The sequence below is a fragment of the Streptococcus sp. F0441 genome (assembly GCF_000314775.2).
In the GTDB taxonomy this organism is placed as follows: domain Bacteria; phylum Bacillota; class Bacilli; order Lactobacillales; family Streptococcaceae; genus Streptococcus.
Genome location: NZ_KB373321.1, coordinates 33311 through 48196, shown reverse-complemented (window position 1 = coordinate 48196; position 14886 = coordinate 33311). Strand labels below are relative to the sequence as shown.

Annotated in this window: 16 protein-coding genes; 10 read left to right on the top strand and 6 right to left on the bottom strand. The window is 41.4% G+C overall.

All coding sequences use genetic code 11. From position 1 onward, the window contains the following. Window positions 1-99: 99 nt before the first annotated feature. Window positions 100-441, bottom strand: a complete 342-nt coding sequence (locus tag HMPREF9188_RS00210; RefSeq protein ID WP_009729498.1) for a metal-sulfur cluster assembly factor — start codon at window positions 439-441, stop codon at window positions 100-102. A 167-nt stretch (window positions 442-608) separates the two neighbouring features. Between HMPREF9188_RS00210 and hisS the strand changes: the two genes are divergently transcribed. From hisS to HMPREF9188_RS00165, 9 genes are all read left to right on the top strand, one after another. Beyond that, window positions 609-1889, top strand: a complete 1281-nt coding sequence (gene hisS, locus HMPREF9188_RS00205) for a histidine--tRNA ligase (RefSeq protein WP_009729497.1) — start codon at window positions 609-611, stop codon at window positions 1887-1889. A gap of 144 nt (window positions 1890-2033) precedes the next feature. Continuing rightward, entirely contained in the window at window positions 2034-2240 is a 207-nt protein-coding gene (locus tag HMPREF9188_RS00200) for a helix-turn-helix transcriptional regulator (protein ID WP_000916943.1), read from the top strand. Next, a complete protein-coding gene (locus tag HMPREF9188_RS00195; protein WP_001046115.1) occupies window positions 2237-2440 on the top strand; it encodes a hypothetical protein in 204 nt (67 codons plus the stop codon). The genes HMPREF9188_RS00200 and HMPREF9188_RS00195 overlap by 4 nt, the downstream gene beginning before the upstream one ends. Beyond that, window positions 2437-2787 (top strand): PspC domain-containing protein, encoded by a 351-nt coding sequence (locus tag HMPREF9188_RS00190; protein WP_009729496.1) that lies wholly within the window; start codon window positions 2437-2439, stop codon window positions 2785-2787. The genes HMPREF9188_RS00195 and HMPREF9188_RS00190 overlap by 4 nt, the downstream gene beginning before the upstream one ends. Window positions 2788-2805: 18 nt before the next feature. Next, a complete protein-coding gene (locus HMPREF9188_RS00185; protein WP_009729495.1) occupies window positions 2806-3540 on the top strand; it encodes a DUF3169 family protein in 735 nt (244 codons plus the stop codon). 9 nt (window positions 3541-3549) lie between these two features. After that, window positions 3550-4191: a CPBP family intramembrane glutamic endopeptidase gene (locus tag HMPREF9188_RS00180; protein ID WP_009729494.1), complete on the top strand. Its 642-nt coding sequence runs from the start codon at window positions 3550-3552 to the stop codon at window positions 4189-4191. A gap of 17 nt (window positions 4192-4208) precedes the next feature. After that, window positions 4209-4427 (top strand): hypothetical protein, encoded by a 219-nt coding sequence (locus HMPREF9188_RS00175; protein ID WP_000832176.1) that lies wholly within the window; start codon window positions 4209-4211, stop codon window positions 4425-4427. A gap of 151 nt (window positions 4428-4578) precedes the next feature. After that, entirely contained in the window at window positions 4579-6342 is a 1764-nt protein-coding gene (gene aspS, locus HMPREF9188_RS00170) for an aspartate--tRNA ligase (protein WP_009729493.1), read from the top strand. Next, window positions 6320-7261, top strand: coding sequence for a YitT family protein (locus HMPREF9188_RS00165; protein WP_009729492.1), 942 nt, complete (start codon window positions 6320-6322; stop codon window positions 7259-7261). Before aspS ends, HMPREF9188_RS00165 begins: the two co-directional genes overlap by 23 nt. A 33-nt stretch (window positions 7262-7294) precedes the next feature. Here HMPREF9188_RS00165 and HMPREF9188_RS00160 read toward each other — a convergent pair whose 3' ends face one another. The 5 genes from HMPREF9188_RS00160 to HMPREF9188_RS00135 form a co-directional block, all read right to left on the bottom strand. Beyond that, window positions 7295-8281: a LacI family DNA-binding transcriptional regulator gene (locus HMPREF9188_RS00160; protein WP_009729491.1), complete on the bottom strand. Its 987-nt coding sequence runs from the start codon at window positions 8279-8281 to the stop codon at window positions 7295-7297. 9 nt (window positions 8282-8290) lie between these two features. Then, a complete protein-coding gene (locus tag HMPREF9188_RS00155) occupies window positions 8291-9091 on the bottom strand; it encodes a DUF1189 domain-containing protein (protein WP_033588857.1) in 801 nt (266 codons plus the stop codon). Window positions 9092-9350: 259 nt separating this feature from the next. Continuing rightward, the gene (locus HMPREF9188_RS00145; protein ID WP_001065640.1) at window positions 9351-10193 is read right to left on the bottom strand and encodes a sugar ABC transporter permease; all 843 of its coding nucleotides are present in this window, start codon (window positions 10191-10193) and stop codon (window positions 9351-9353) included. Window position 10194: 1 nt separating this feature from the next. Continuing rightward, complete coding sequence (locus tag HMPREF9188_RS00140) at window positions 10195-11487, bottom strand: sugar ABC transporter permease (RefSeq protein ID WP_000414947.1); 1293 nt, start codon at window positions 11485-11487, stop codon at window positions 10195-10197. Between the two features lie 124 nt (window positions 11488-11611). After that, window positions 11612-12880 carry an extracellular solute-binding protein gene (locus HMPREF9188_RS00135; RefSeq protein ID WP_000095459.1) on the bottom strand — a complete coding sequence of 423 codons (1269 nt, stop codon included), beginning with the start codon at window positions 12878-12880 and terminating at the stop codon, window positions 11612-11614. A gap of 473 nt (window positions 12881-13353) precedes the next feature. Here HMPREF9188_RS00135 and malQ point away from each other — a divergent pair, with 473 nt between their 5' ends. Further along, window positions 13354-14871 (top strand): 4-alpha-glucanotransferase, encoded by a 1518-nt coding sequence (gene malQ / locus HMPREF9188_RS00130; protein ID WP_009729489.1) that lies wholly within the window; start codon window positions 13354-13356, stop codon window positions 14869-14871. Window positions 14872-14886 lie beyond the last annotated feature (15 nt).

The following is a 14886-nucleotide window of genomic DNA, read 5'->3' as shown; positions in this document are numbered from 1 at the left end:
GCGGCTAGTTTCCTAGTTTGTTCTTTGATTTTCATTGAGTATCAAAAAGCAAGCCAATTTCGGCTTGCTTCTTTTCATCTTCAAAAGTGATTTGCCTGCTTAACGAGGTGGCAGTCCAAGGGCAATACGGCCGTAGCGACTGATTCGTGTAATCTTCCAAGCGGGTGACCAGGTAACTTCAACTTGAACATCTTCGATACCCTCGATTTGTTTCAGACCTGCGACGATTTCGATAGGCAGGCTTTCAGCGCAATCACAGGCAGTGTCGGTGAAGGTCATGACAATCTTGCAGAGACCCGTTTCGTCCAGATTGATTTCATAAATCAAGCCCAGATTGTAAACATCCAATTCCACATCTGTATCAAAAACCTTCTCTAGTTTTTCGATAATTTGGTCTTGTAAGGCCAAAGCGCGGTCATTGATTTTGATATCGTCTCTCATAACAGTCCCTCCACGTGATAAATATCCTCTATTTTCTCATAATTCTGACAATTTAGCAAGTTTTTGATGAATTTTCTGAAAAGACTCTCTTGAGATTTTCTACTCTCACTGTTTTAATCCCTCTATTTATGGTAAAATAAGACTATTAAGTTTAAAGAGGATTCCCTATGAAATTACAAAAACCAAAAGGAACGCAGGATATTTTACCTGCTGAATCTGCCAAGTGGCAGTACGTTGAGGGCTTTGCCCGTGAAATTTTCAAGCGCTATAACTATGCGGAAGTGCGTACGCCTATTTTTGAGCATTACGAGGTCATCAGTCGCTCTGTCGGAGATACAACGGATATCGTAACCAAGGAAATGTACGATTTTTATGACAAGGGTGACCGCCATATCACTCTTCGTCCAGAAGGAACTGCGCCCGTTGTCCGTTCCTATGTGGAAAATAAACTTTTCGCCCCAGAAGTGCAAAAGCCAAGTAAGTTCTACTACATGGGCCCAATGTTCCGTTATGAGCGTCCACAGGCAGGTCGTTTGCGTCAGTTCCACCAGATTGGTGTTGAGTGTTTTGGCTCAAGCAATCCAGCTACCGATGTGGAAACCATCGCTATGGCAGCTCATTTCTTGAAAGCGATCGGCATTCAAGGTGTCAAACTACACCTCAACACGCTCGGAAATCCTGAGAGCCGTGCAGCCTATCGTCAAGCCTTGATCGACTATTTGACACCGCTCAAGGAGACCTTGTCTAAGGACAGCCAACGTCGTTTGGAGGAAAATCCTCTTCGTGTCTTGGACTCTAAGGAAAAAGAAGACAAGGTGGCAGTAGAGAATGCTCCGTCTATCTTGGACTTCCTTGATGAAGAAAGTCAAGCTCATTTTGATGCTGTGCGTCAGATGTTGGAAAATCTGGATGTAGACTATATCATCGATACCAATATGGTGCGTGGTCTGGACTACTACAACCACACGATTTTCGAGTTTATCACTGAAATCGAGGGCAATGACTTGACAGTCTGTGCAGGAGGTCGCTACGATGGCTTGGTTTCCTACTTTGGTGGCCCTGAGACTGCTGGATTTGGTTTTGGACTTGGTGTAGAGCGTCTGCTCCTCATCCTTGAAAAACAAGGTGTGGCCCTTCCTATCGAGAACGCTCTAGATGTCTATATCGCAGTCTTGGGTGAAGACGCAAATGTCAAGGCCTTGGAGTTGGTACAGGCTCTTCGCCAACAAGGATTCAAAGCAGAGCGTGATTACCTCAACCGTAAACTCAAAGCTCAGTTCAAGTCCGCCGATGTCTTTGCGGCTAAGGCCCTCATCACTCTAGGAGAGAGCGAAGTCGAAAGCGGACAAGTGACAGTCAAGAACAACCAAACTCGAGAAGAAGTTCAAGTGTCACTTGATGCTATCAATCAAAATTTCTCAGAAATCTTTGAAAAATTAGGCTTTTAATAGTATTTAAAACTGGTCAGGATCTTATTCCTGACCTTTTTCTTTTGCAAAATGACAAAAATCATAAACTTTTTGACAAATATACTTGTCAAAAAGAAAAAGATGTGTTACAATATAAGCAAGTTAAGAGTAAAGGAGAAAGGAATGCTAAAAAATCGTTTAAAAGAGCTTCGGGCTCGCGATGGTCTCAATCAGACCGAACTTGCCAAACTAGCTGGCGTGTCCAGGCAAACCATCAGTTTGCTAGAACGGGATGAGTACACCCCATCCATCGTCATTGCCCTGAAGATTGCTCAGATATTCCATGAGCCAGTCGAGTCGGTATTTCGTATAGAGGAGGATGAGGAATGAATAAGTATAAAGTGATTTATTATCTATCTATAGTTGTGTTTATCGTTAATTTTTTGGCTATGATCGGAAGCCTATTTGGTTGGTTTACAATTGTTGAAAGCAAATATCTCTTCTGGATTAACATAGTTTTACTATTAGTCTTTAGATGGGTAGAGAGAAAAATAAAATTCAAAAAGGTTGAAAAAGGAGAAAAATCATGAGAGAGTTTTTAGCAGGTTTTCAAGTAGATACTGAGAACAAAGAACTTGCAGGTGTCTGTGCAGGTTTAGGAAATTATTTTAATATCAAGACGAACGTTATCCGCTTAGTGGCAATTTTGTTGTTTCTTTCGTCAACAGAGTTTGGGATTTTAACAGTCGTCCTATATGCTTATCTAGCAGGTTGGCTTGGGAATGAACCCTTGGGAGATGGAGCAAAAAAAGCAAGAAATCAAGCTATTATCTTACTTGCTGTTTGTTTGATTTTAGTATCACTTGGAACAGAGGGTTTGACAGCAATTTATGAATCAGGGAAAGCATTTGGTCAGTGGTTAGTTGGATTGGTTTAGTTTAGAAAGAGGTTGAATATGAAAAAGAAACGTGAATTGTTATTTTTAATGGCTTTGATCTTGGGAGGCTTCTTGGGCATGCTTGCAGGGATGTTTAAGGCCTATACCGAAAACTATGGAAGCATTTTAGATGTCAAAACCGTGATTCCATGGATATCATCTATTTGTTTACTGTTAGGTTTCATTAGTATGTTTTTGACTTTCGATTTCTTAAAGAAAAGCAGAACATTTCACTCCTTGTATAAAGAGGAAATGGATGATGATCTGAATGAAACCTATTATGTACAAATGTATCGTAATCTCGAGTTTGGAACTATTGCTTTTAATAGTGCAAGCGTAGCGATTTTTTTGGCTCTATTCATTTCAGGAAGTGAAGTAATTGTACTAAATGTAAGCCACCTAACCTTATCTCTTTCTTTTTTGGCATTAGTGTTGGTTTTCAATGCTCAAAAATATCTCTATAAGACCATTGCGATCGTTCGTCAGTTTGATTTGGAATTCTTCTCTACACCAAAGGATGTCTTGGACTACGTAAACTCCTATGATGAAGGGGAGCGTCAGGCTAATTTGGAACAAAGTTTTCGAATTTTATTCCAATTAAATCAGTATGTCTTACCAGGTCTCTATTTTTTGATTGCTATCTTTTCTTTATTGACAGGAGAGATTCAGTTACTAGCCTTCTTGCTTGTAGGAGCGATCCATATTTATATCAATGTGATGCAATTACCTATGATAAAACGTTATTTCAAATAGGAGCCTTTTATGAAATTATTTAAAAATCTTGGCTGGTTTCTTCTAGCTGTTCTATCCTTTTTCTTTGGCTATGGAATGGTTCAGAGTATGGCTTTATCAGCGCTTGACCTAGGGGCTTCGATCTTTGGAGTCTTGCCACTTTATATCGTCCTGTCAGGAGCCTATGTTTATGGAGTTTACAGATGGTATCAGACAGAAAAGGTTAGCATCCAGACGACGGTTTTTAATCGTTATATTTGGTTGCCAACCCTGGTTTTGCTAGTGGCGATTACAGCCCAGTTCTTTTTGCCAGATGATCCGTCGGTCAATCAACAGATTGTATCACAATTGACACTAGCTCAGCCTGTATTTGGTTTCTTTATGGTGGTAGTCTTTGCTCCTCTGACGGAAGAACTCATCTTTAGAGGGATGCTGGCGCGCTATTTCTTTCCTAAGCAAAACAACAGCAAACAGACAGCTCTGTTTCTCCTCGTATCGAGTGTTCTTTTTGCCTTGATTCATTTTCCAGGGACTTTGCAACAGTTTTTAGTTTATGCCAGTCTGGGATTGAGTTTGGGTCTAGCTTATGTGAACCGAAAAGGTCTTCTTTACAGCATTTCTCTCCACGCTTTGAATAATTTAATCGGCTTTTTGATGATACTCATGCTATAATAGAGTCAGGAGGTCACATGAAACGAGTAATTTTATTAGCAGTGATACAGGCGGTCGTTCTCTTCTTTATCATCGGGGCACTTGCCTATGCCTTTAAAGGCGATTTCTTTTACAACTATCTAGCAGTTGTCTTTGCGCCTATTGCAGGTGTCTTGCGTTTTGCTTCGGCTTATGCGACGGAGATTGTTCTACCTAAAAAGGCAGCTGAGATTGCTGAAAAGCGTAAAAAAGGTTAATAATCATAATCAGAGAATCCGATGACGTTTTCATCGGATTTTTAGTCTGTTCGTTTTGATTTCTAAAGACAATCAAACTTTTCTGCTGATTTTCATGAAGAGCCTGCGCTTTTATGGTAAAATAGTAACAGAATAAAAGAGGAGAGAAACAATGAAACGTAGTATGTATGCTGGTCGTGTTCGTGAGGAACATATCGGACAAGAAATCACCTTGAAAGGCTGGGTTGGTCGTCGTCGTGACCTTGGTGGTTTGATCTTTATCGACCTTCGTGACCGTGAAGGAATCATGCAGTTGGTTATCAACCCTGAAAAAGTATCTGCAGAGGTCATGGCAACAGCCGAAAGTCTTCGTAGCGAATTTGTCATTGAGGTGACTGGACAAGTCGCTGCGCGTGAGCAAGCCAATGATAAATTGCCGACTGGTGCGGTTGAGTTAAACGTGACAGCTTTGACAGTGCTTAATACAGCTAAAACAACGCCATTTGAGATTAAGGATGGCATTGAGGCCAATGACGATACACGTTTGCGTTACCGTTACCTTGACCTTCGTCGTCCAGAGATGTTGGAAAATCTCAAGCTTCGTGCCAAGGTGACCCACTCTATCCGTAATTACTTGGATGAGTTGGAGTTTATCGATGTGGAGACGCCATTCCTTTCTAAGTCAACACCAGAAGGGGCGCGTGACTATTTGGTTCCATCTCGTGTCAATAAAGGGCATTTTTACGCTCTTCCTCAAAGTCCACAAATCACGAAACAGCTCTTGATGAATGCTGGATTTGACCGCTATTACCAAATCGTTAAATGCTTCCGTGACGAGGACTTGCGTGGGGATCGTCAGCCTGAGTTTACCCAGGTCGACTTGGAAACGTCTTTCCTTACGGAGCAAGAGATCCAAGATATCACAGAAGGCTTGATTGCACGCGTGATGAAAGAAACCAAAGGCATCGAAGTAACGCTTCCATTTCCTCGTATGAAGTACGATGATGCGATGGCTCTTTACGGTTCTGATAAGCCAGATACCCGTTTTGACATGTTGCTTCAGGACTTGACAGAAGTTGTCAAGGGTGTTGATTTCAAAGTCTTTTCAGAAGCACCTGCTGTTAAAGCCATTGTAGTCAAAGGAGCTGCGGACAACTACTCACGTAAAGACATCGACAAGATGACCGAAGTAGCCAAACAGTACGGTGCCAAAGGTCTTGCTTGGGTCAAGGTAGTTGATGGAGAATTAAATGGACCGGTTGCCAAGTTTTTGACGGGTATCCAAGGAGAATTGACTGCAGCACTTGGTCTTGAAGATAAGGATTTGGTTCTATTTGTAGCGGATACGCTTGAAGTGGCTAATGCAACACTAGGCGCCCTTCGTGGACGTATTGCCAAAGAGCTTGGCTTGATTGATAACGACAAATTTAACTTCCTCTGGGTAGTTGACTGGCCAATGTTTGAATGGTCTGAAGAAGAAGGTCGTTACATGAGTGCCCACCATCCGTTTACCCTTCCACAGGAAGAGACAGCTCACGAATTAGAAGGTGATTTGGCTAAGGTTCGTGCCATTGCCTACGATATCGTTTTGAACGGTTATGAGCTTGGAGGTGGTAGCCTCCGTATCAACCAAAAAGACCTTCAAGAACGCATGTTCAAGGCTCTTGGTTTCTCAGCCGAAGAAGCAAATGACCAGTTTGGTTTCCTTCTTGAGGCTATGGACTATGGTTTCCCACCACACGGTGGTTTGGCGATCGGTCTTGACCGTTTTGTGATGCTCTTAGCAGGAGAAGAAAATATCCGTGAAGTCATTGCCTTTCCTAAGAACAATAAGGCAACCGATCCAATGACACAAGCTCCATCAACAGTCGCTCTCAAACAACTAGAGGAACTCAGCTTACAAGTAGAAGAAGATGAAACAAGCAAAACAAATTAAGCGGTGGCGCTATTATCTGCGCCGCTTTGCTTATCAGATAAAAATCTTACGAGTTTTACAAAGTATCTCTCGGGAAAAATATGATGAGAAAGTCTCGGCTTCTCTGGTTTATGGCTTTTTGTCAGCAGTAGCAGTCAATTTCTTTTTTCAACCAGGACACGTTTACTCCAGTGGTGCGACGGGTTTGGCACAGATTATCTCTGCTTTGAGTAATCACTGGTTTGGTTTTTATATTCCGATATCGCTGACCTTTTATGCCATCAATTTTCCGTTGATGATTTTGGCTTGGTATCAGATTGGGCATAAGTTTACGGTCTTTACCTTTATCACAGTATCCATGAGTTCCCTCTTTATCCAGCTTGTGCCAGTTGTGACCTTGACAGAGGATCCCATTATCAATGCTCTTTTTGGGGGTGTTGTCATGGGCTTGGGGATTGGTTTTGCACTCCGTAACAATATTTCTAGCGGAGGTACAGATATCGTCAGTCTCACCATTCGAAAGAAAACGGGTAAGAATGTCGGCAGTATTTCTTTCTTGGTAAATGGAACCATCATGCTGATAGCAGGTCTGACCTTTGGTTGGAAATACGCCCTCTACTCTATGATCACCATTTTTGTATCGAGCCGTGTGACAGATGCGGTCTTTACAAAGCAAAAACGCATGCAGGCCATGATTGTGACCAATAATCCTGACAAGGTAATCGCAAAAATCCATAAAAAATTGCACCGCGGAGCAACCATGATCCACGATGCAGAAGGAACCTATAATCATGAGAGAAAAGCAGTCTTGATTACGGTTATCACGCGAGCAGAGTTTAATGATTTTAAACACATCATGAAACAGGTCGATCCGACAGCCTTTGTCTCTGTATCCGAAAATGTCCACATCCTAGGACGATTCGTAGAAACAGACAATTAATAATACTCAAAAGACCAGCCTTGAGGCTGGTCTTTATTTTTCGATAATTTTGTGTCCAATCAACTGGCGGTAACAAATCTGTTTATTGTTTTTGGCATCGTTAATAATCTGGAGAATGGTTTCAAAGGAAACGCGCCCGAGTTCTAAGCTATTGATATCCACATAGGCTGCCAAGTTCAGTTTAGGGTTGACCGAGTCAAAGCTGAGGACAGGGACATCCAGTTGGTGTTTTACGATGTAATCACAGACCCCTGCAGCAAGAAGGCTATCAATAGTAATAATAGCATCAATATTTGGATCATGCTCGAAGAGAAGTTTACTAAAGCGATAACCATTATCTTCAAGAAATTCGGTCGCAAAGTAGGTCAGATTTGGATCAATAGGAAGTTGGTATCGTTTAAGAGCTAACTCATAACCCATTAGACGATCTTGTGTTACGAAAAGTTTTTTGGTTCCTCCGATGAAGGCAATTCGCTTGCATCCTTTTTTGATGAAATATTCTGTTGCATCAAAACCTGCCTGGACATTGTCATTATCGACGAGCGGAATGAAGGGAGATAGAGATTTACCTAAGATAAGGAAAGGAAATTGCTCATCTGCTACTAGCTTAACCAAAGGATCCTCTTCTTGGGCATAGAGGAAAATCAAACCATCTACACGCTTACCATAGACCATCTGGGAAATAGCTTTGAGCCGCTCTTTTGCATCTTTCCCCGTTGCAATCTGGATAGCATAGTGGTTCTCAGATGCCACTTGGGCGATCCCTCGTAGAACAGATGGGAAGAAAGGATTTTGGTAAAAGGCATCCGAGTCGTCAGGAAGCACCAGGCCGATAACTTGAGTATAGCTACTTACCAAGCTACGAGCATTGAGATTGGGGTGGTAGTTGAGCTCCTTCATCGCCTTGCGAACTCGTTTTTTGGTTTCATCACTAATCGTTGATTTGTTTTGAATAACGCGGGTAACAGTTGAAGGTGAGACACCTGCTGCCTTGGCCACGTCTTTAATCGTAACGGGCATAAAAATCTCCTATTTATGATAATCTGGATCACGGAAGTGTGTCTTGTAAAAAATGGTGACCAGATAAAGAACAAAAAGAATGTTTTGTACAGTGATAAGGGTTGCCATATTTTGGCCAAAAAGTCCCAAAATAAGCGTAATCAGAGTGGGTAATCCTAAACAGTTCAAGATAAAATGGTAGCACTCTTTAAAGGTCCTAAATGAAAAGAGGCGTGATCTTTTAGTGATATAAAGGAGAAAGCTAGCTCCAAGAGAGACAATGAAGAAATTCAATCCAAAGAGAAAGCTTGCACCAAGAACGAGAAAGAGACTGATATAGACCCGGTTTTGTTGATACCAGTCTTTAGAAATGGCCTGGGTAAGATCTTCCTTACTCTGGAAACTCTCCGTTTGAATCGCGTGGTAGCGAATGCGAGTCAGTTCCTTACTTTCCTTGCTGATGACGAGTTCTTCCGTATCAAAATGAAGTTGCAAGTCCTTTGGAAATTCCGTGCTTTGGCTTGGACCAATTAAAAGAGAAGGCTGATGATTCTTCGTACCTGAGTAGTTCATCTTTCCATCAACGATTTGTGTATTCTCTGACAAGTCCATGATGGCTTCATCTGTCAGCGGTGTATAAACATTATCGATAAACGTATCCAGCGGATACGTTTCCTGCGAGCTGTTTTGAATGGCGATCGGAACCATAGACAAGCTAATCAAGAAAATACTGGTAAAAATCAATTGAAACCAGTTGAGTCCGAAACGTTTTGACAGGGGCTTACGAAATCCCCAGATACTAGAGAAATACGAGAATGGATATGGAAGCATAGGCATCTTTCTAAAAGTGTTTTCTATATGAGTATTATTATATAGAGAAATGTGCTTTATTTCAAGTCTAGGAGATAAATTGCTTGTTGCAAGAATATTATTTACAGTAACAATCGCTAATACTCAATGAAAATCAAAGAGCAAACTAGGAAGCTAGTCGCAGGTTGCTCAAAGCACAGCTTTGAGGTTGGAGATAAAGCTGACGTGGTTTGAAGAGATTTTCGAAGAGTATAAAATGAAAAAGGGTGGCGGGGATAGATTATCCCTTGTCGCCACCACTTGTAAGTCCTGAAACAAAGTTCTTTTGTAGGAAGAAGAAGAGAATACAGATTGGAAGAGCGATGAGGATAGCACCTGCTGAGAAGTAGGCGATCTTCATGTTTTTCACATTGCTAACGAAGGTTTGGAGACCAACGGCAACAGTAAAGTATTCTTTCTCACGAAGTAAGAAACTAGAGAGGATATAATCCCCGAAAGGTCCCATGAAGGCCCAGAGGGCTTGTACAGCCACCATTGGACGAACAAGAGGGAGAACGATTTGCCAGAAGCGACGGAAGTGTCCTGCACCATCTAGTTTTGCAGATTCGTCAAGAGACATTGGCACGGTATCAAAGTAGCCTTTCATGAGCCAAGCATTCATCGGAATACCTCCACCGACGTAGAGGAAGATGAGGAACCAGCTATGGTTAAGGGCGTTCAACATAAGCGCCATAACGAAGAAGGCGGTCAATGCGGCCATGGTTGGCACCATTTGGATAATCAAGAAGAAGACCAAACTTTGTTTACGAGCCAAGAAGTTGTAACGGCTGTAGGCATAACCAGCAAGTACGATGATACTTGTTTGAACAGCCATTGTGATAAAGGCAATAATCAAAGTATTAAGGTACCAAGTGCCATACAAGGTTTCAGTAAAGAGTCCTTTAAAGTTATCAAAATTGAAGTCGATGTTAGTATCTAGTTTAAAGGCTGCGACGTTACCTGCCTTGAAGGCTGACATAATGGTAATCAAAAGTGGGTAGATGATCACGATTGATAGGCCAATCAAGTAGAGGTAAGTGAGGGTTTGAGTCAGTCTACGTTTGAGTTTGATTGAGTTATTCATCTTAGACGTCCTCCATATCAAATGCGTGTAGTTTCTTGAATGCGATCATAGAGATAGAGATGACAATAATTGAGATAATCAAGGTAACAGCTGCCGCCATAGAGTATTGAGGAGATGTACCTGTTGTCAAACGGTAAATCCATGAAATCAAGATATCAGTTGAACCGGCTCCGCCTCCGACAGTACCAGGACCTCCACCATTAAAGAGATACATGATAGAGAAGTTGTTAAAGTTGAAGGTGTATTGGCTGATCAATGTTGGAGCTGCAACAGCCAAAATCATTGGGAAAGTGATGTTGCGGAATTTTTGCCAAGCATTAGCACCATCGATGTAAGCCGCTTCGTAGAGGTCGTTAGGAATAGACTGCAAGATACCCAAGGTCAAAACGTAAATGTATGGGAATCCTAGCCAACCTTGCATCATAATCAAGGCAATCTTAGTCCAAGTTGGGTCTGTTTTCCAAGGGATAAGAGCTCCATCTAGGAAAGGAAGAACCTTAGACAAAAGAGGCAAGACCTGGGTGTTGATAGCACCGACACTATCATTAAACATATTTGAGAATGTCAAGATAGTGATGAAGGCTGGAACTGCCCAAGGAAGAAGGAAAATAACACCGAAGATACGTTTTCCTTTGATAAATGGTTGGTTAGCAATGATTGCTGTAAAGATACCAATAACAATCTGCAAAGTAGAAGCAGCTAAAGCCCAGATAATGGTCCAAGAAAGAACGGAACCAAAGGCTGAACGGAAGGTACTCAAGCTCCAGATGTTTGTGAAGTTCGTCAAACCAACCCAGTCCAACAATTTATTTGGTGGTAAATGTTGGAAGTCATAGTTGGTAAAGGCAATCATCAAGGTTACGATAACTGGAAAGATAATCGCAAATGTCATCGCTACATACGATGGGATGATCAAAAGGTATGGGAATCCATTCTCATAAATACCTTTAATCATATCCTTAAAGGTACGAGCTACAGGAATACCGTTGTTGATACGTTTAGCAGTTGTATGTGCGTCCTTGATATTAAAGATATAAAAGAGCAAGTAAACGACAACAAAGATAGAATGGAAAGCACCGCGAATCAACATGAAAAGTGAATTGTCACGACCAGGTTTGTCACCAAGAGTGACCAAATTGCTCAATTCAGGGGTTGCAAGTGTTAGAAAATACAGAACAAATAAAACGGTAACACCAAGGAAAATAAAACCTTTCGCTTTTTGTTTGTTATAAATTTGTCCTAAACCAGGAATGATTGACAGCAAGGCTGCTTTGCGAGGCTGTTGTTTTTCCATGATTACTCCTTTCATAGGATGCGAGATAAAACTCGGATTCAATCGTAAGATACGTACGTATAATAATAGGCGTATCTATAAATTCAAAGGGGGATTTTGCTTCCACCCCCCTTGAACAAATCAATTATTCACCAAATTTTTGTTTGATTGTGTCCTTAATCAATGTTACAGCATCGTTAGCAGCTGTTTTCGCATCTTTCGTACCACTTACAGCTTCAAAGAGCATTGTTTTAGCTGGGTCCCAAACAGCTGACATTTGAGAGATGTTTGGCATTGGTTGAGCGTTCTTGAACTGTTCAATCACGGCTGTTGTCAACTCATCTTTTTTGCCTTCAGCATAAGTACGAGCTTCAGTATTAGCTGGGATTTCGTTTGTTACATCGTAGAATGCTTTTTGTTGTTCAGTTGAAACTAGGAAGTCTACAAATTTTTGAGCTCCTTCAAGGTTCTTAGTGCTTGCTGGGATAACCCAAGCTTTACCACCACCAAATGTTTCATAGTTTTTACCGTTTGGAAGAGTTGGGATAGTCGCAACACCGTAGTTTACTTTAGCATCTTTGAATGCTTGAGCCTTCCAAGGACCATCGATGATAGCAGCAGTTTTACCTTCTTGGAATTGAGTTTGGATTAAGTTTGGAGCTCCTTCAGTATCTTGCATACCTTTAGGCCATTTTTCGTACCAAGATTTAGCGTATTCGATACCTTTGATTGCTCCGTCGTTTGCAAGTCCGATATCTTTAGGATCTTTACCGTTTTGGCCAAATACATAACCGCCATTACCAGCAAGAAGTCCGTAAGCGTAGTAGAAGTTTGTCCAGTCAGCTAGGAAGGCAGTAGTTTTGCCATCTTCACCAGCGAAAGCGTATTTGCTGTCTTTAGCAAGGTTTTCCAAATCAGCAAATGTTTTAGGAGCTTCTTTAAGCAAATCTTTGTTATAGTACAAAACGAGTGATTCGATGACAGCTGGAGCACCATAGACTTTACCACCAACAGTTACAAGTGATTTTGTTTTATCGTCTGTCTTCGCACCATCACTAAGAGTTACTTCTGAAAGTTGTCCGTCAGTACCAAGGCTACCTACACGGTCGTATGGAGCCATCATAACATCAGGAGCTTTACCAGATTGGTTGTCTAGAGAAAGGTTATCAAGACCACCCATTTGGTCTCCTGTTTTGATGGTAACTTTTACGCCAGATTCTTTTTCATAAGCTTTTGCAGCTGATTCAGCAAAGGCTTTATATTGGTCTTCAACGTAGAAAGTGATTTCTTTCGCTTCTGAAGAGCTAGTATCAGCTGCTTTGTCAGCAGTTTTGCTTCCGCAAGCCACCAAGAGCAAGCTAGCGAGAGTAGCAGTTCCGAGCACAGCAGCGCTCTTCATGAATTTAGATGACATAGTGTATTCCTCCTAAAGAATAACAGTATAATTTATTTAGAAAACGCAAACGTTTTCTTTTATGAGCTTAGTATAGCACAAATAGAAAACGGTTGCAAGCGTTTTTAAAAAGTTTTTTAAAAAAATTTTAAGGTTTCAAACATTTGTCAATGCTCTTATATAGGAAAAAACTTTAAATCTTTCTTTCTCTTGAATTGAAAATATATTAGGAAAACGATTGCGTAAATTCGGCTCGGTTTTTCAGAAAATAGAGCAGATATTGGGAATGAATTATCTTAAATCAGAAAATCTTTAAAATTTTTTCGCTTATTTCATAAAATATCAGTGGGAATAAGTTTTAGTTAGATAAAAATAATTCAAAAAAAATTTTAAAAACGCTTGCATTTGTCTTTGAAATACGCTATACTTAACTTAACGCAAACGTTTGCGCCTTGATTGCGCAACGTTTTATAACAAACACATGAGGTGCTATTATGAAAAAACGTCAAAGTGGTGTGTTGATGCACATCTCTTCTCTACCAGGAGCATACGGGATTGGATCATTTGGTCAGACTGCCTATGATTTCGTTGACTTCTTGGTTCGTACCAAGCAACGTTACTGGCAAATCCTCCCTCTTGGGACAACAAGCTATGGAGATTCTCCATACCAATCATTCTCAGCCTTTGCTGGAAATACGCATTTTATCGACCTTGATATCTTAGTAGAGCAAGGCTTGCTCGAAGCTAGTGACCTTGAAGGTGTTGACTTTGGTAGTGATGCATCAGAAGTCGACTATGCGAAGATTTATTACGCACGTCGTCCGCTTTTAGAAAAAGCAGTTAAACGTTTCTTGGAAGTGGGAGATGTCAAAGCTTTTGAGAAGTTTGCTCAAGACAACCAATCATGGCTTGAACTCTTCGCAGAATATATGGCGATTAAAGAGCATTTTGACAATCTTGCTTGGACAGAATGGCCAGATGCAGATGCTCGTGCTCGTAAAGCTTCAGCTCTTGAAAGCTACCGTGAGAAATTGGCAGACAAGTTGGTTTACCACCGTGTGACTCAATACTTCTTCTTCCAACAATGGTTGAAATTGAAAGCCTACGCTAATGACAACCACATCGAAATTGTTGGAGACATGCCAATCTACGTAGCGGAAGATTCAAGCGACATGTGGGCAAATCCACATCTCTTCAAGACAGATGCCACTGGTAAAGCAACTTGCATCGCAGGATGCCCACCAGATGAGTTTTCTGCCACTGGTCAGCTTTGGGGGAACCCAATCTACGACTGGGAAGCAATGGACAAAGACGGTTATAAATGGTGGATTGAACGCTTGCGCGAAAGCTTCAAAATCTACGATATCGTTCGTATCGACCACTTCCGTGGTTTCGAATCTTACTGGGAAATTCCTGCTGGTTCCGATACAGCAGCACCTGGTAAATGGGTGAAAGGTCCTGGCTACAAGCTTTTTGCAGCCGTTAAGGAAGAGCTTGGTGAGCTAAACATCATCGCGGAAGACCTTGGTTTCATGACAGATGAAGTCATCGAGTTGCGTGAACGCACTGGCTTCCCAGGGATGAAGATTCTTCAATTTGCCTTCAACCCAGAAGACGAAAGTATCGATAGCCCACACTTAGCACCTGCCAACTCTGTTATGTACACAGGAACACACGATAACAATACAGTCCTTGGTTGGTACCGTAATGAGATCGACGATCCAACTCGTGAGTATATGGCGCGTTACACCAACCGTAAAGAGTACGAGACAGTGCCACACGCAATGCTTCGCACAGTCTTTTCATCCGTTAGCTTCATGGCCATTGCAACGATGCAAGATTTGCTAGAACTAGATGAGGCAGCTCGCATGAACTACCCATCTACTCTTGGTGGAAACTGGTCATGGCGTATGACAGCAGACCAACTCACACCAGCTGTTGAAGAAACTTTGCTTGACTTGACTACAATTTATCGCCGAATTAATGAAAATTTGGTAGAATTAAAGAAATAAGACAATATCAGGAGA